The organism is bacterium, assembly GCA_035549195.1.
In the GTDB taxonomy this organism is placed as follows: Bacteria; Oederibacteriota; Muellerivitia; order Muellerivitales; family Muellerivitaceae; genus DASZRK01.
Window position 1 is genome coordinate 13,733 of sequence record DASZRK010000017.1, and the last position, 17,255, is coordinate 30,987.

At 45.4% G+C, this 17,255-nt stretch carries 17 protein-coding genes; 11 read left to right on the forward strand and 6 right to left on the reverse strand.

The annotated features are described in order from the left end of the window. Positions 1-750 (reverse strand): iron-sulfur cluster repair di-iron protein, encoded by a 750-nt coding sequence (gene ric, locus VHE12_03315; protein HVZ79812.1) that lies wholly within the window; start codon positions 748-750, stop codon positions 1-3. Between the two features lie 123 nt (positions 751-873). Here ric and VHE12_03320 point away from each other — a divergent pair, with 123 nt between their 5' ends. Next, a complete protein-coding gene (locus VHE12_03320; GenBank protein HVZ79813.1) occupies positions 874-1,542 on the forward strand; it encodes a Crp/Fnr family transcriptional regulator in 669 nt (222 codons plus the stop codon). 6 nt (positions 1,543-1,548) lie between these two features. On the opposite strand, the gene VHE12_03325 is transcribed toward VHE12_03320, so the two are convergent. Genes VHE12_03325 through VHE12_03340 form a run of 4 tightly spaced genes read right to left on the reverse strand, consistent with a single transcriptional unit; the run spans position 1,549 to position 5,127 of the window. Further along, positions 1,549-1,896 (reverse strand): DUF488 domain-containing protein, encoded by a 348-nt coding sequence (locus VHE12_03325; protein HVZ79814.1) that lies wholly within the window; start codon positions 1,894-1,896, stop codon positions 1,549-1,551. Next, positions 1,893-2,369 carry a hypothetical protein gene (locus VHE12_03330; protein ID HVZ79815.1) on the reverse strand — a complete coding sequence of 159 codons (477 nt, stop codon included), beginning with the start codon at positions 2,367-2,369 and terminating at the stop codon, positions 1,893-1,895. The genes VHE12_03325 and VHE12_03330 overlap by 4 nt, the downstream gene beginning before the upstream one ends. Position 2,370: 1 nt before the next feature. Beyond that, a complete protein-coding gene (locus VHE12_03335; GenBank protein HVZ79816.1) occupies positions 2,371-2,835 on the reverse strand; it encodes a carboxymuconolactone decarboxylase family protein in 465 nt (154 codons plus the stop codon). Positions 2,836-2,865: 30 nt separating this feature from the next. Further along, positions 2,866-5,127: a nitric-oxide reductase large subunit gene (locus VHE12_03340; GenBank protein ID HVZ79817.1), complete on the reverse strand. Its 2,262-nt coding sequence runs from the start codon at positions 5,125-5,127 to the stop codon at positions 2,866-2,868. Between the two features lie 548 nt (positions 5,128-5,675). Between VHE12_03340 and VHE12_03345 the strand changes: the two genes are divergently transcribed. The 9 genes from VHE12_03345 (at position 5,676) to VHE12_03385 (ending at position 15,462) form a co-directional block, all read left to right on the forward strand. Next, positions 5,676-6,458, forward strand: a complete 783-nt coding sequence (locus tag VHE12_03345) for a type IV toxin-antitoxin system AbiEi family antitoxin domain-containing protein (protein ID HVZ79818.1) — start codon at positions 5,676-5,678, stop codon at positions 6,456-6,458. After that, the gene (locus VHE12_03350; GenBank protein HVZ79819.1) at positions 6,455-7,372 is read left to right on the forward strand and encodes a nucleotidyl transferase AbiEii/AbiGii toxin family protein; all 918 of its coding nucleotides are present in this window, start codon (positions 6,455-6,457) and stop codon (positions 7,370-7,372) included. Before VHE12_03345 ends, VHE12_03350 begins: the two co-directional genes overlap by 4 nt. Before the next feature lie 285 nt (positions 7,373-7,657). Continuing rightward, a complete protein-coding gene (locus VHE12_03355) occupies positions 7,658-7,792 on the forward strand; it encodes a hypothetical protein (GenBank protein HVZ79820.1) in 135 nt (44 codons plus the stop codon). 167 nt (positions 7,793-7,959) lie between these two features. Continuing rightward, the gene (locus VHE12_03360) at positions 7,960-8,631 is read left to right on the forward strand and encodes a hypothetical protein (protein ID HVZ79821.1); all 672 of its coding nucleotides are present in this window, start codon (positions 7,960-7,962) and stop codon (positions 8,629-8,631) included. A gap of 170 nt (positions 8,632-8,801) precedes the next feature. Further along, on the forward strand, positions 8,802-9,608 hold the full coding sequence (locus tag VHE12_03365) for an HNH endonuclease signature motif containing protein (protein HVZ79822.1): 807 nt from the start codon (positions 8,802-8,804) through the stop codon (positions 9,606-9,608). 259 nt (positions 9,609-9,867) lie between these two features. After that, on the forward strand, positions 9,868-10,974 hold the full coding sequence (locus tag VHE12_03370) for a hypothetical protein (GenBank protein HVZ79823.1): 1,107 nt from the start codon (positions 9,868-9,870) through the stop codon (positions 10,972-10,974). A 112-nt stretch (positions 10,975-11,086) separates the two neighbouring features. Continuing rightward, positions 11,087-11,902: a hypothetical protein gene (locus tag VHE12_03375; protein ID HVZ79824.1), complete on the forward strand. Its 816-nt coding sequence runs from the start codon at positions 11,087-11,089 to the stop codon at positions 11,900-11,902. A gap of 321 nt (positions 11,903-12,223) precedes the next feature. Next, positions 12,224-14,485: a hypothetical protein gene (locus VHE12_03380; GenBank protein HVZ79825.1), complete on the forward strand. Its 2,262-nt coding sequence runs from the start codon at positions 12,224-12,226 to the stop codon at positions 14,483-14,485. After that, the gene (locus VHE12_03385; protein HVZ79826.1) at positions 14,482-15,462 is read left to right on the forward strand and encodes a hypothetical protein; all 981 of its coding nucleotides are present in this window, start codon (positions 14,482-14,484) and stop codon (positions 15,460-15,462) included. Before VHE12_03380 ends, VHE12_03385 begins: the two co-directional genes overlap by 4 nt. On the opposite strand, the gene VHE12_03390 is transcribed toward VHE12_03385, so the two are convergent. Next, positions 15,459-15,902, reverse strand: coding sequence for a hypothetical protein (locus VHE12_03390; GenBank protein HVZ79827.1), 444 nt, complete (start codon positions 15,900-15,902; stop codon positions 15,459-15,461). The genes VHE12_03385 and VHE12_03390 overlap by 4 nt on opposite strands. Before the next feature lie 622 nt (positions 15,903-16,524). On the opposite strand from VHE12_03390, the gene VHE12_03395 reads away from it, so the two are divergent. Then, on the forward strand, positions 16,525-17,010 hold the full coding sequence (locus VHE12_03395) for a JAB domain-containing protein (protein HVZ79828.1): 486 nt from the start codon (positions 16,525-16,527) through the stop codon (positions 17,008-17,010). Positions 17,011-17,255: the final 245 nt, after the last annotated feature.

Below are 17,255 nucleotides of genomic sequence, written 5' to 3' on the forward strand. Positions count from 1 at the left end.
CTAATCCAAAATCCCTTTTTCCATCGCTTTCTCGAATAACACATTATTTTCCAGGTGAACATGGCGGTGCAGGTCGGCTTCCAATTCTCTCAAACCCCCATAAAGGGCCTGATAGGAACGGCAGGCATCCGGGGGCGGGGTGAAATCTTGAGTCAGCTGGTGCAGTTCCACGAACTCCTCCCCAGTCATCCCGTGCTCCCACATCAGGATCTTCAAGGGATGGGTGTCCAGGGGACCTCCCCCGAAAGGGTCGGCAATTCCCTCTTTATTCCATCCCGCTTTTTCCACGGCTTGTAGATAGGGAAATACTTGCTCCTCCTCCTTGGCCATGTGGCCCTCCATCTCCTCGGCCATCTCATGGACGATCTCGGACAAGCGGGATAACTCGGGGTGATTGTTCCCATGGACATTCAGGACCTTTTCGGAAAGGGCTTTTAGCCGGGCCAGTTGGGACCGCGTATAAACATGGTGTTTGGTCAAGATATGGTCGATGAGTTCAGCGGCGGATTTCCCTTTCCAATCCATCGAAGCCCCCGCCGCAAAAGCCCGGTCCTCCTCCACCTTCTTCAAGGCGGAAACGACTTTTTCGACCGGAATTCCCGCCAAATTGCAGGCTTCTGAGAGTGTCCGGTTTCCCCCGCAACAATAATCGATCTTGAAACCCTCAAAAACGGGGATGGAGGGCTCGAATTCGGAGGCTATCACCCCAACGGTCCTGGTCGCTTCGAATCTGCTGATTCCTGTTTTCATGTTCGGCTCCTTGTTCTTTCTTACATCATTACTTTAAGACCAAAGGCGTTTGGGGGCCGTGATTCAAGTCACCGGAAAGAGCCTTTTATTGAGGAATGATTTCATGGTCGTTATGATGGCGAAATGGATAGGATCGCGGCCTTAAAACGGACGGAGATGTTCGGTTCCCTGGGGGTGAAGGAACTGGGGATCGTTGCCGATTCCTGCGTTGAAAAAAAACTGAAAAAAGGAGCGGTCCTTATTTCGGCGGGGGAAGAGGCCAAGGGTCTTTACGTCATCACCACGGGAACCCTCCGGGCCTACCGGGAGAACACGAACGGCCGTGAGCAGATCATTCATATTGAGAGGGCAGGGACCACCATCGCGGAAGTCCCTGTCTTTGACGGAAAACCTTATCCTTCCTCCGTCATCGCCGAAGAAGAGAGTGAAGTCCTTTTCATTTCCAAGCAAGACATTCAAAGACTTATTTCGGAATTCCCACCCATTGCCCTTGCGGCCCTGAAACTTTTGGCCTCAAGGCTCCGCAAGACATCCGTCCTCGCCGAGTCCCTTTCCCTCAAAGAAGTCGATCAACGTTTGGCCGCCTTTTTATTGGAGGAATTCCGTGATAAGCGGTTGAAGAAGCTGAAATTACCTTCAGTCTCCACCATCGCCGCGAGGCTAGGTTCCGTCCGTGAGGTGGTTTCCAGGTCCTTCGCCAAGCTGGAAAAGGAAGGATATATTTCCGTGGATAAGGAACGCTACGCGGTCTTGTCCGATCCTCAAGGACTTGAGAAGTTTTCTAAAAAATGAACCGATTTAAAGGCGGGACCGCAGGTAGCTTTTCAGGACAACGGCATTGTTGTGGGCCTCGTCCTTGGCGGCAAAAAGAAGGGTGACCGTCCCCTGCCGGGCCGCCTCCAAAAGCGGCCTCAACAGTGCCAGGTGTGCGGGAAGCTCCCTCCGATAGCGTTTCTTGAACTCGATCCATTTTTTCGGGTCATGGCCGAACCATTTCCTCAGTTCAGGGGTTGGGGCGGCCTCCTTTATCCACCCGGCTAATTTAGCCTTCTCCTTGGAAAGACCGCGTGGCCAGAGGCGGTCAACCAGGAACCGTTTCCCATCCTTTGATGAAGGGGTTTGGTAAACCCGCTTAATTTGGATCATGGTTTTAACCCCCTCGTTTCACCAGGTTTGGAATGGTTCAAGGAGGTTTCCCGTTCCAAAAGTTGGCCCACCGCCTTCTTTCCACCCTCATCCAGGACCTTTTCGACACGTCCGAACAGGACATCCTCTTCAAAACGGACGTGGGAATTCAAAAGCTCGGCAAATCCCAAAAGACCCTCACGGTCGGCGCGAAGGAGCAGGGATTCCAACAGGCGGTGTTCTTTCCTGATCCGCTGGGGCTCGGGTTCGTCCTTCCCCATCCGCTCTTCATACAAAGCCAGGATCTTTTCCTCATCCCAAAAATGGAGCCTTAGTTCTTCCTCATAAAGCTTGCGGACCTCCGCTGCCATTTCCTTAACAACTTCCTCATGGACGGCATCGGAAGCCGAAAGTTTTTCCTTCACCCGCCGGGCCTCTATAAGGGCCCGATGGTGGGATTGGGTCAAAGGCCAAAGGAACTTCTCGCGTTTCATATCAACCTTTCGACTTGGGTTGATACCGGCCCGGGGGGACCCGGAATGCCATCATCAAGCGGTTCCATGAGTTAATGACCGCAATGGCGTGGGTCACATCCGCAGTTTCTTTTGGGGAAAAATGCTTGGCCACTTCATCGTAAATATCCTTGGAAGCTTGGGACTCCCCCAGAAAAGTCAACGCCTCGGTCCAGGCCAAGGCCGCTCTTTCCCTGTCGCTGTAAAGCCCGGATTCCCGCCAGGCATTCAGCATATAAAGGCGCTCCTCCGTTTCCCCAGCGGCACGGGCGTCTTTCATGTGCATATCTAGGCAAAAGGCGCAACCGTTCATTTGGGAAGCCCGTATCTTTATCAATTCCAAGAGAGGATGTTCCAGGCCGCAAGTTTTCAAATAATCGCTGAAAACTTTCATGGCTTTATAACTTTCCGGCGCGGTCCCAAAATAATCCAATCGTTGTTTTTCCATTCGAACCTCCTCTCCAGTAAGCCCCCGAACTTATTCGGTTCCGGTGTCCGGCTTCTTTAGGAAGAACATCGACTTCACGGTGAAATAAAGCAGTGGCAAAACTCCGCCTACCACGAAGGTCAGGTCACCCACCACGCGGGCCCATGTCATCTTTTGCACGACGGGCTGGTTCCAGAAATCCTGGCTGCGGGCGAACCAATAGCCATGGGTATAACTTTGGACCATTTCCAGGATCCCGACCGGAAAGATGTCCAACGCGAGCATCAGCATGAGCCCGATCTGAAGCGACCAGAAGGACACCTTGAGGATGCGGTGGGACCAATGTTCCGGCTTGACCAAGAACCTTAATACGAACAACAGGGCCGCGATGGCCAAATTGCCGTAAACACCCATCAAGGCCGCATGGCCGTGGTTGGGTGTCAGGTAGGTCGCGTGCTCGTAATAGCTCACAATGGGAAGGTTGATGAGGAACCCGAATATCCCGGCTCCCACGAAGTTCCAGAAACCCACCGCGATCAGGAACATGATGGCCCAATAGTGGGCGAAGAATCCGTCGGATTCCTTGGTTCCCGCCTCTCCCCGCCTAAGTTTGGCGAAGTCGTAAGCCTCAAGGGTCAGCAAGAGCAGGGGCACCACTTCCATGGCCGAAAAGAAGGCTCCCAAGGCCAAATTGATGGCCGGTTGGGCCGTCCAATAGTAATGGTGACCGGTGCCAATGAGCCCCGAACCCAGGTAAAGGATGATGTCCAGGTAAACAACCCGGACGGCGGTCTGGGTCGTGACCAACCCCAGGATCACGAAGAAATAAGCCACCACGATGGTGGTGAAAAGCTCAAAGAAGTTCTCCACCCACAAATGCACCACCCACCAGCGCCAGAAGTCGGCGACGGCGAAATTGGTCTTCGGGGTGTAGAGAAGGCCCGCCGAAAACATCAAAGGGATGGCAAGGATGGCGTAAACCAGGAGGTAAGGCATGCTTCCCCAATCCTGCCCTTTCAAACGGCCCCAGACCGCACGCAAGACCAGGACGGCCCAAATACCCATCCCGGCGGTCAAAAGGATCTGCCAAAAACGCCCCAGCTCCAAATATTCCCAGCCTTGGTGTCCCAGCCAGAACCAATATTGGCCTAGCTTGTCCTTGATCCCCAGGTACTCCCCGACAATGGAACCGACCGCCACCAACACGACGGCTCCAAAGAGCACGTTCACCCAAAAAGCCTGGTATTTCGGCTCCTTTTTTCCGATGAGAGGGGCCATGAACAATCCCGCCGCTAGCCAGGCCGTGGCCACCCAGAAAATGGAAAGCTGAAGGTGCCAAGTACGGGTGATCGTGGTCGGGAGAATGTCCCGAATGTCAAAACCGTAAAAACCAGTGGTCTCCACAAAATAGTGCGCCGTGAAGACCCCCATGAGGGTTTGGAAGGCAAAAAGAACGGCTACAATTAAGAAATACTTATAAGTGGCGACTTGGCTTGGGGTGATCTTGAAATCCCTCAAGGGAATGCTTTTTTTGATCGCGGGTTCGTCCCCGCCCCATCCCAGGTAGTCGAACCTGCCGAAGAACATCAGGACGAGCGCGCAACCACCCAAGAGGGAGATAAGGGAGAGAGCGCTCCAAAGGAAGACCGCCTTGGTGGGGCGGTTGCCGACGGCATCCTCCGGCGGCCAGTTGTTGGTATAGCTGTAATCCGCGTTCGGCCTTTGGGCCGAAGCGGCCCAGGCGGTCCAAGCGAAGAAATCGGTGAGTTTTTGGACCTCATCGACATTCTTGATGTAGTTCTTAGGCAGGCTTTGATCGCCACCGCCGTTGATGAACATATCCGTGTAAACGGACGTCAGTTCCGGCCAAGCCTGGGCTTGCTCCTGGGTGAAGGTCAGGGTTTTCGTCGAGTCGTCATAACGGTTGGCCTTGGCTTCGGCCATCACGGACTGGTCGATCTGCGCCTTGTCCTTGTCGGCCAGGTCGGCGTATTTCTTCCGGAACCCGGCTTGGGCCTTGATGTCGCGTTGGAGCCAAGCCGAACGGTGCAGGTAATCATCCGTGAAATCCGGGCCCCGGTAGGCTCCGTGGCCAAAGACCGACCCGTAATCCATCATGCCATATTTTTGGAAAACCGCTTGGCCGACTAAAATATCCTCCCCGGTGAAAAGGACCTTCCCGGAGACGTCCACGACCTTGGCGGGTATCGGCGGGGCGTTTTCATAGACCTTTTTGCCCATGAACATCAAGACCGAAAATCCGGCGATGACGACGATGACTGCCCAATGGCGCCAAGCTTTTGATATTTCCAATTTCCCCTCCGCTTTAAAAATTAAAACACCCTTATTTACGTCCCTCGATCCCTACGGCGTTATAACTTAAGTCACGTGAAACACACCCAGGCCGGCAAAACCGAAAATACAATCTCGCCGTGAAAATATCCACCCATTCCGGCTTCTCAAGCCCGGATAACTTGGATTTCGTCATAAAACCTGTGGCGGGAACGACCGTTTATCAACGCTCAGGCAAATGTCATTGAGCACAGCACAGTTCGATCAAAAATCACTTTTGAAAGGATTTTGATCCTAATAACTCAAATTGCACGTTCGGGCCTTATCGTGCAATAAGGCTGGATCAAATTGCACTAAGTGCAATTTCATTATTAAAAGATAAAGCCTCATCCTTTAATAACGATTTGGCTTATTAAAGGATGGTGGTTCTCATTAAAATCATTTTGCACACTAACATTTCAGATTTTAAAGTTTAGAAATATTCGATTTTGTGTACTAAAAGTACACAATTTAGGATATTTATAAACTTGATGATTAGAACAGTTTATTTAGGTTATAATTTGTGTACCATGAGTACACAAATAAAGAACAAATTAAACCAAATCCTAATATCTTGGCTCCATGGAACGGTAGCCACTCAAAAGTGGTTGTCTCAAAAGGGTGTAAGCCGATTTCTGGCAAGAAAGTATGTAAAGGGTGGCTGGATAAGGCCCATAGGCCCAGGTGCCTTCACACGGGCAGATGATACCGTTCTATGGATAGGCGGTCTTTACACTATCCAGCAACAGCTCCAACTCCCGATCCATGCCGGTGGCGAAACCGCGTTGAGGTGGCATGGCTATGGTCATACCGCTCCGATCAACACGGTTCCTCCGTTATATCTTTTTGGGCCCAAAGGCACGAAACCGCCTTCCTGGTTCCTCAAGCACAAGTGGGCAAATAAGCCCAGGTACCAAACCACCGACTTTTTGCCCTATAAAAAGGAATTTGGCTTTACCGTCGACAATCAAAGTAATTTTCCATTGACCCTCTCATCTCCTGAAAGGGCTATGTTTGAAACGCTCTTATTAATGCCGCGTTATACGACCTTTGAGGGCGCGGCCGATTTGATGGAAGGCCTTTCCACATTGCGGCCAGATATGGTGATGGACCTCTTAAAAGCTTGTAAGTCCATCAAGGTAAAGAGATGTTTCCTTTATATGGCGGAACATGCGAACCATGCTTGGTTCAAAGAGCTAAATCTCTCTAAGGTGAAATTAGGAAAAGGCAAAAGGGTTGTGGTTCCAGGTGGTTCTTTTGATCCCAAGTACCAAATAACTGTTCCCACTAAAACCCCCGTGAGCGTTCCATGAGAGATACCGGCTATTTCAAACAGGCGAAGCTTCTTTTGCAGGTCCTTCCCTACTTTGAAAAGCAAGGTCACTTTGCCTTGAAAGGCGGGACGGCCATCAATCTTTTCTTAAGGGAAATGCCCAGGCTTTCCGTTGATATTGACCTGACCTACCTCCCTGTTAACCCACGCGATGAAGCCCTATCCAATATCTCGCGGTCACTCAAAGAAGTGGCCGCCCAGGTGAGGAAGGTTTTGGGGGCCAAAGTAGATGAACAAACCCTTAAAGGGACTGACTACACGGTCAAAATGACCGTCCGACAGGCCGACGCAACGATCAAGGTAGAACCCAATTTGGTGTTACGGGGATCCATCTATCCCCCTGTCCAAGAAAAGCTTTGCAAAAAAGCTGAAAAGGAATTCGAGTTATCGGTTTCGACCAAAGTCCTATCTTTAGCTGATATTTACGGCGGAAAGATTTGCGCGGCTTTGGACCGGCAACATCCGAGAGATTTTTTTGACGTTAAACTTCTTTTGGAAAAAGAGGGACTGACGGATGAAATCCGGCGGGCTTTCGTGGTCTATCTCGCCAGCCATGACCGCCCAATGAATGAACTCCTCAAACCAAAATGGAAAGACATAAAATCCGTTTTTGAGAAAGAGTTCAAAGGCATGACCCTGGAGCCAGTGGAGTTAAATGACTTGTTGGAAACAAGGGATGAACTTCTTCGTCTTATTCATAAAGGCTTGAAGGATAAGGAAAAGAAGTTTCTGCTCTCCCTCAAAGATGGCGAACCCGACTGGACCCTTTTGGACTTGCCGAATATCGAACGTTTGCCCGGTTTACAGTGGAAGCTGGAAAATATCCGTCGAATGTCTCCCAAGAAACGGCAGGAACAGTCTGTACTTTTACGCAAAGCCTTGAATGAAAAGTGAATTGGATAGAAATGCCTATACTTATTTAAATGTATAGACATTTTTATCCAAGTCCAAAATCACCAACAAAACCGGAAAACACAAACCCCTTAATTATTAAGGGTTCTATGAAAAGCAAAAATTGGCCCAAAACTTTGGCCTTTCATTTTGTTGGCCTATCCAAAATATTTTCCTAAATTCAGCCATTTTCTTGATTAGGAAAATACCCAGAAACCGGAAAATCAAAGTTTTCGATTTTGATCGTTGAGCGGCCATTTCTGCAAACCAACTTTTGGAGAGACAACCTTGGAAAAAAAGAATTTGAAAGATTTGCCGATAGAAATTCGATTTGTTCCGTTATCGAAAGAGGAAGCGAAAGAACGCCAAGAGAGGCTGGAATTGCTTTTGCTCAAGGGGGCTATAAAAGCTTCTGAAAAATGAGCCTTTCGGGGGAAGGCCTTCCCCCTGGCCTCGGCTTCCCTCTGGGCGATCCTCGGCACACCCCCTTCTCCTGGGGCTTCGCCCCAAACCCTTGCCTTTGCTTTACTATTGCTTATTTCTAATGGTTATGTTACCTAATAATAAAGTAACGTTACCAGGAGACAGGCATGCCCATCACAGATGCGGAAAAGCAAATCCGTTTTCGGAAAAAAGAGGCATTGAAGCGACAAGCTGAAAATGCTTTCAAACACCTACAGCTTAGCCTGGGGCTCCATAGGCAACATAAAACTCCGCAAGAAATCAAGATCGTCTTGGACCAGGCGATTGAGCTGCCTTCCGGATGGACAGACGAGGACTATGTTCGAGCGCAACAAAAGCTCCAACAGATCTTCCACGACATTGTTTCAATGCCTGATGAGTTGAAGAACGATGTGGACGAAGGAGCGTATCCCTCAAATAAGTTCAGGACCACACCTGATCCAATGGGATTCATAAAAGAAGAAAAGTTAGGTGTGGAAAAAACACGAGCGCTGGCCTCTCACCTCATTTCAGCCCTCAATCTTTCCAACTGCAACGACGCTGAAAAAGCCGCGGCGGTCCTGGAAGCGGTGCGTACAGTTGGCAGGACTGTGGCAAACCAACAGGAAGTTCCCCGGTCAGCTGCCACGGCTGTTTGTCTTGCGACCTTGGGGCCCCACTATGAGAGGCCGAAGTGGTTTGCAAAGCGTATGGCCAAAGCTCTTATAAGTCAGCTTGATCAAAAATTAAGTAAGGAATTAGGCCACCTCCTCATTGAGCAGAACCGAAACCTTTTTTTTGAAGACGAGGGTCTTTCGTGATCGGCGTCCGACCTTACGATTACCGCAGGAAGGTTGAATGCATTTACGGAGGAGATCGGTACACCGTCCGGGACAACGGGGCCGTCTTTCGTCATGCCAAGGCGGGCAAACGCCCTCGCAAAGCCGATGAACGATGGACTTTTGGCAGACCGAATCCAAAAACGGGTTACATGGAGATCGCCTCCGTCCGCGTTCACAGGATCGTCGCAACCGCGTTCCACGGCGAGGCGCCCTCGCCGCAGCACGTGGTCGACCACATTGATACAAATAGGAGAAACAACCGGCCCGAGAACCTTCGGTGGCTAACAAAGTTAGAAAATGTGCTTCAAAATCCCCTCACTGTTAAACGCATCGAGTATGCCTTTGGTAGTATCGATAATTTCCTAAATACACCTCCGGAACAGAGACGGAACGACGGTAAACAAAATTTTAGCTGGATGCGGCCTGTCAATCCCAAGGAAGCACGCACAAGCTACCAGCGCTTGCTCGATTCCGCTGAAAATGACAAGCCTCTACCTGGGGGGCCGTTGGGTGAATGGGTCTTTCATAAAGAAGTGTCCGTCGAGGGCGTTGAAGAATTGTCGGAAGAAATTCCAGCGATAACCTTGAACGCCGTGCAGAGGAAATGGCGAACACCTTGCGAATTTCTTTGTTGCCCGGAGGACGCGGGAGAAACACCAATATCTTCCTATGCACAACGGCTTACTTTGGGCTGTGTTTTTTCCCGAAATGAATTTCAAAAATCCATAGTCGAGCAATTTGCAGTTTCTCAAGACGGTAAGTCGCTTTGGGTGATGTGTTGCTTTGAAGGAAAATCCTTGAAGCCTTGGACACTTGCCCAAGTTACATTTGAAGATGGGCAGTTTGTTCACACGAATTTGGGGAGTTTTTTCGGCCAAGATGGGGCCGAGAAGCAATATTGTTTAGCACAGGGTAAAGAATGGACAGGAGGAGATACTTTTGATGATTTCTGTTGATCGGGGGGAAAGCCTTCCCCCTGACCTCAACTCCCTTCGGTGATTTTCGGCTCACCCCCTTCTCCTGGGGCTTTGTCACAAACCCTAAGAAGTAATAAAAGCTAGTTAATTTATCGGCCGTTTAATGTCGATTTATAGGCAGTCGGCACCTTTGTTCCCGAATGAAAATTCGGGAGTAATATAATGAACATAAACTTGTATGGCGACATTTCCAGAGAATCGCCATCCGTGAAACTCAGTTTTATTGAATGGAAATATTTTGGGCCAGATGATTAACCTTTTTAAATTTATTTGGGCAAAAAAAATCCAACATATCCTTCTGTTTATTTCATCTTTAATTTTATATGTCTGTTCCTTTTACCCTGAATTCATAAAGATTTGGCCCATCTATGTGACGATTGGGCTATTTGCAATTGCTACATTGGTGAATATTTTTGCGGCTAATTATCCTTCCTTTATCGAATCAATAAAAAACAGAGATATTCAAAGAGGAATAGAAAAGCTTAAAGAACAAGCATCCGCAGATAAAACAATAATTTCAGAATATGAACAATTGAAATCATTACTCTCGAAATTTTTAGATAGTTCGGGTGTTTACCGCGAAAAAGTAATTGATCTTCTAAATTTAAATGAAGATTACCTTTGTATAGCCAAAAGTTCTGAAGGGATGGGAGACGCATTTGAAGATAATGACAAGCAAATGCTTCCGTTTTCAAAAGTGTTGTTTGAATGGCCTGGATCAATAAAACCTTTTGAAAGAATGACTTTATATTTAATACCTGTTAAAAATCTTCCTGGATTAAAACGTAATAATCTTCGGCAATACATCAACAAGGTAATAATTCCAAAAGTGCAGAAAGAACGAGTCAATTATTTAAAGAACGTAAAAAAGAAAATAGCAAAAGCTGTCCAGGAACTGGCTTATAAATATGTAGCTTACTTTATTAAGGGGAACGAGATAGTTTTCGAAACAAAAAATAGAAAATTTATAAAAAAATTTGTAGATGCTTTCATTAAAACGGATAGTAAACGGGACATTGTTAAATATACGAGGGCGTTAAGTGATGTTATAGGGTTAAAAGAGTTTTTCTTAAGGGTTGAATGGGATGCATTCTCTGACCTTAATTTTGGTCAACAGCAGTTGGTAGAAGCAAATAAAAGTAAAATTTACGACGGGTTGAAAAAAGCGGACATTCACTCCCTTAGAGAGATGTATTTGGCTGGTGAAGAAAAATTATCGAAACTTTTGATGAAAATACTGGGAAATAAAATAACTCAAATTAGAGCGATCAATATTTCTAAAAAATTAGTTAGAGGCGCAAAAAATGTCTTGGATATATTAGAAAAAGCCGGGATTCGAGTTTAAAAAATCCTCCGGTAATCCTCAGCACACCCCCTTCTCCTAAGGCTTTGCCCCAAGCCACGAAGAAAAGAGACCCTGAGAATAAAACATCAAAATATTTAAAAAGGAAAAGACTTTGGAATTTGAAAAGCCTAGTTTTGGAAAAATGATATTGATCTCAATATTTTCGTTCGCAATTACATTCCTTTGCGGCCTAAGTTTTACATTTTCTTATGGTTGTGTGGTCGGAAAAAATACTATGCAAGAACCTGGTTTTTTGGCCGCTATTTTCACGATTCTAGTTTCAGAACTAGGTTATTTAGCTGGTGGATATGTTTTCGGGACATTGTCCAAGGACACTTGGAATGGATGGATTAAAGCAATAATACTCATTGGGCCGAATCTTCTTTTTCGAGGTGCAACATTTGCTTTAGCTTTTTACAACATGGATTTACAACAAGAGTTGTTGGCATCAAAAGTAAATCTAATTGTAATTCCAGCATTAACTATGGTGTTGTCGCCATTTGTCGCATATTTCGCCATTGGATTGGGTGAGTCCTCCGCCGAAAAGTATAGTCATCCAAAATCCATCCTGAATATTGATTGGTACCATTGGATATGGATTCTTCCTTTTTATATTTTTTCTGCGGCGGGCGTGCCATCGTTTTTGCTGTTTGCCTTATGGAAATTTGACTCTTTAACGGATTTAGATAGTTATCCTTCAATCATCACAATATTCACTCACTTCCCGACCTTCATTACTCGATTGATCATTCTCGCTGTAATAGGGTTGGCGTTTTTTAGCATCGAAACTGTTTATTCCACGTTAAGTGATCGAACTTCAAAGAGCGGCCTATCCGCTGGGGTAAAAGTGTTTTTGAATTGGTTAATTCTAACGATCTTTGAGTGCATGATCTTGCTTTCGTTCATGGGGCAGATGTTGAAGAAGTGAAATCCTAAATGGAAACGTCCGAAAATTATGAGATACAAGTTATTAATTTTTCTAAATCAATTTAAAACATACTGGAAGATACGCACTTATTTATTCCAGATCAAATTTAGGCTGGTTAAATATTTTTACAAAACAGAAAATTCGTTCGAAGAAAATTCAGCAAGATTCAATATCGCTAAAGCCTTATTGAGAAAATCTCTTTGGCCTTTATGTTTGGCAATCTTTACTTGTCTTCTCTTTTGGAAATTAAGTGAAATATTCTGCTTCAATTCAATTCCTGTCACGTCGCATGACTCTTTCTCGGATACATATAACACCTTATTGGGAACAATCGCTGGTGTAGGAGGACTTTTTATTGGTTTGTATTACAACGGCCTAACGGCCGTGGGCACCGCGATTTATTCTAAAACTCCAAATAATATTCGAGACTTACTTGCCAGGGAAAGAACTGGTAGTACGTATATGGGTTATTTGTCTTATGTAACCTTCTTTGCGCTCGGTTTAATAGCGATGAATATGTTTGGATTAGGCCCTTTGCGATTGGCCGCCTTATTTATGGTTTTATTAGCCGGGGTCGGAATTTTCGTATTTGTGGCTTTGGGCCAATCTGCTTTCAATTATTTTGATCCCACAGAGTTATCAAAGACGTTCATATTCGAGCTCCAATCCTCATTTAAAAAAGTCACAACTTCTGGATTCTTTTTTAAAGACCCATCAATTCAAAATCATTTAAATAAAGTAACATCGGCGGCCATATCCACCCTAAAAACTTTGACGGACATCATTGAAAAACAAGAGCACTTAAACGGGCAATCGTTTTTTGATTTTTCAAAAATGATTGTTCGACTTTTGATTTATTATCAAAACCAAAAGAAACGCATACCGACAAAAAGTTTTTGGTACGATTTAAAATACCAGCATCCAGATTGGTACACCTCCGACTACACGAGTGTCGAATTAGCACAAAACACTGGCACTTCTATCTCACCTAAGAGTGTTCAAGATAACTATTGGCTAGAAAATGATTTACTTACGATTCCGATTAAATGTTTTGAAATAAACTTAAAAGCAAAACGTTTAGAGTTGGCAATCGATGTTGTTAGGTTAATTAATCATTATTTAAAAGCATTGGCAGAAAATGGTGAGGTTAACACTGCTTTGGATTTAGTTGAACGATTATTAAAAATCCATTCTGAAAATTTAGGGGAAGTATCGCCAGGCAAAGAGGAGTCGGTTAAAGAAATAGCAATTTTTGAAACTCTTTTGATCCTCAAGGCTGAGATACTTATCGCTTTTTCTGCTGAAACGCAGAAGTTGTCTCCTGAGAAAATCTCAGAACGAATTAAAAAAATTGAATGGGTTGATAGCAAATCGATTTATTCAACCAATTTTCCTCCAAATTTATTGGCCGATCTCGAATGGCTCCAAAAGACAATATTATTTGAGCTTGATTGTGAGGGAGAAATATTGAGCCCGCAATGGTATCAAGCCGAATTAGTAATATTGTTTCATGCGCAAAAAATTAATGAAAACATTGATTGTTTGTTCAAAAGATCAAAAACACTTAAGAGCAAAAATTTAAAAGACCTCTCGTTGCAGAAAAGACCATGGCACTTGAGTTGTTTTATTAGTCATGAGTTGGAGTATATAAATAAAACCTATGCTCATTTTTCGAGACTGAGCGAGGTTTGGAAATCGCTAATCGAAAAACGGCATATTAAAAAATTGCCCTGGCCAAAATTGGAATTTTCTAATCTGTTTTCGGATCTTGACTCTCAGAAAAAAGAGTTAATTAAGATGTTGCCACAAGCAGTGAAATCACTAAGTCCTTTTAAAAGAACGGAAGAGTTCCCGGATTATTTAGGTCAGTTTTTAAATTTAATGGGAGAAAGTATTCTCGAATACTGCACCGAAAATAAAATGGATTTAGCTAACGAGTTGTATCCCGGGTATTTCGAAGGATGTATTTTAAAGTTTGGCCAATTATTTCCTGACTCTTCGTTGGAGGGCAGAAACTTTGAAAATGCTTATACCCTTGCATGCGGACCAATTTTGGAACTGATAGAACTGAGCGGATATGTGAAGCTGTTCTCTGAGTATTACGGTAATGATTCTTCTTGGGATGTAATTAAGGATATTTGGGATAAATATCTTTCTGACCAAAACGCACCTAAAAAAATGGAATCACTCGCGAGTATTTTGAGATCGGATGAACAAAACCCTGGTTTATCTCCGAGCAGTTTACACAGGACTGGCTGGTCTCAGATGACATACAGATTTTTAAGAGAAAATGTAATGAAAGCCTTTCGACAAAGAAAATCCATACCAGGGGTTGTTGATTTTATTAGACCGGAAGAAATCGCGTTACATCAAAGTCCATTAGTACGAATATTTTCAGAGGGGGATTTTAGTTGTTCTTTCGATGGAGGCCATATTTTTATCTCCGAATATCTTTTAAAACGTGCAGATTCCAAGGGTGTTAATTTTAAAGGGAGCTGGAAGGATCTTACGGAAGCTATTAAGAGAGAAGCCAAAAACAATACCTTTGTCAAAGATGAGTTGAAAAAGCGAGAACAAGCATGAAATTTAGAAAGCCATTTACGGAAAATCCACGTGAGCAATTAAAGCAAAGTCTTAAACCGCGGATGGCCAATTATTTCCAAAGCTTACAAGGAACATACTCGCCGAGATTATATGAACAGTTCTTTTCCGAAGATTTGCGAACCGGAGTGATGCCCTATGGTTTTGAATTGGGGCGAGAAAATAATCAAATTCTTGCTACCTTTGAAGGCTCTGATGAAGAGAACGAAAAGGCTATAAATCTACTTTCCGATTTTTGCGAACATGAACCTCGAAATGAAACCGATTTAATTTGCAAAGCGGTAAATGAAATTTCTCAAGATGTTAGCTGGGAAGGAAGGGCGGTATATGAAATTCTTAAAGGCATTAACAATAAAGGGAAGGCGGAATTTTACGTTCACCAATTTTACCGTGCGAGAACAATCAAAGTGCCATTTTACAAGTATTTTCAAATTGTCCCCAAGCTGGACAGGGAATATTTGAAGGCGAAATATCTATCGTGCCCCGTTGAGGATGTTTTTGAAATTACCATTCCAAGTCGTTTAGGCGGTTACAAACGGTATAAAAATATTTTGAATGAACTTGCAAAATATTCTGGAGTGGGCCCTGGTTTTTTCCGACAAGATCCATATCAGGAATTAACAAAGGGTTTTGACTTCGGGGACTATCGGCGTAATCAAATGGTTTTTGGGTTTTCAATAACGCGAAAGTGGGGTTGGAATTACAGAAATCTTGCTAATGAGTACGAGAACGAATTTTTTAAAGTCCACAAATACATAACTTTTAAATGGGCCCAAGCAATTCTTCGGGACCATATTATTTCTGAACTAAATGAATTACTGATCAGGTTGAGAATTGATTCGAAGTTTAAAATCGAAGGTTTACTTAAGCCGAGTGAAATACTAGAAGTCAGAGAAAAATTGAAAAATGGAGAAATTGATTTTGAGGAGGTATTTAAAAAACTTAAATACCAAGATTAATCTGGGTTGGAGTGATCCCAATGCGCAACCCAAATTATCCCTGCTAAAGAAAGCAAAAAGGGAACCACAATACCTGCTCCGATTTTCTTCAATTCTTCAAAATCCTTTAAATCAACCCACTTCAACAAAGCCATTAGACAAACGGAAAAAGATGCAAGCGAACAACCCAACAGTGCGATCCAACACCATTTAGCGGCAGATTCTACTCGGGTTAACATCCTCTCGTTGTCATAAAGGTATGTGAAAACCTTTGGCAGAGAATCACAAGTAACCGTTTTATTTCCTTTGTTTATTTCTTTAACTTTCTCGTTGAATGCACCTCTAAGTCTTGCAATCTTTCCAATGGCACCTTTAATAATGAAATGCCGAAGTGTCAAAGCGATTCCAAAGCAACCACCTGCAAAAGTAAGCCATGACATTGGGTTTATAGGATCGATCATTTTTTGGGCCCTACATGACGATCGTTTTCCTCCGAGGCTGCTCCAGCAAGAAGACCCAACAAGCCACCAATTATTGCACCTGGTGGGCCCCCAATTGCCCAGCCAAGCAAGGCTCCCCCGCCGGCCCCTGCAACTGGTCTTGCGCCAGGAGAAGGGGTAGACACAGTTCTTTTTAAAGTCATTTGCCCACAATAGGGGCATCGGACCAAATTGGGCAGGGACAATAAAATCTTATAACCCTTAGTTGATGAATATTGGCAACTAGGATTTTGGCAGTTGTATTCGAATTTATTTTGATTTTCAGTCATAAATACGTCCTTACCTAATCTGACTTTAATTATTCCCTACAAGAGTAAATATTAACAATCAATTCTGAGCATGTTTTCTATTATTCCGAACGCCCTTTGGACTCATGTCCATGTCCTCGGACACCTAGACCGTGTCCGGGTCACCAGGTCTCGGATGCTGTCGCTTCGCTATCGCACTCCGTCGGAAAACTTGAAAACGTTCATGGGCCGGTAGTCCGCTTGGGCTACCTACCCGGCCTTTTTCTCTCCATGGCCGCCCCTTTCCTCTTTGAGGGGCGGCCCCGGAGGCTGCTCCCAGTTAAAGGAGCAAGGCCATGACGAAGAGAAAATACGAAGCGCTGGAATTCGACCTGAAGGTGTTACCCCCGCCGACAGTACCCCCGACGTCCTGGGCGGAAGCTAGGGCCGACTATAAGCGCGGGCCGGTCATTTCCAGCCCTGAGGCCGTAGCCGCCTACTTCAAACAATACATCGGCGGGAAGGATACCGAGGCGTTCCTGACCATGTACCTGGACCACCGGAACCATGTTTTAGACGTGGTCCTGAACCAGGAGGGGACCGTGGACCATACTGCGGTCTATCCCAGGGAAGTTCTCAAGAAGGCCCTGGATTTGAAGGCTACGGGCATTATCTTCAGCCATAACCACCCAGCCGGAAGTCTGGAGCCTTCCGAGGGAGACAAACAGCTGACCCGTCAAATCCTGACCGGGGCTAGGGCCTTAGGCATCACCGTCCATGACCATCTCATCGTGACCCATGAAGGCCACTTTTCTTTCCGCCAAGCCGGGCTTTTGGCTTAGGGAGGCGCGGAATGGACTTCTTACACGAAGGCGAAGTTTGTTATCACGGCTGGAACGAAGAGAACGAGGGCAGGCCCTGCCCAACCTGTTTGGGTTTTTGCCCAAGCTGTGGACGATGGAATATGACCCTCAATTGGCAAACGGGCTATTGCTTGGAATGTGAGGAGCTTTTCGAGTCAGACTACCAAGGATAAAACCCAACAAAACCAAGGCCCGAACCCAGGGCCTTTTTGCGCCCGCAGGGA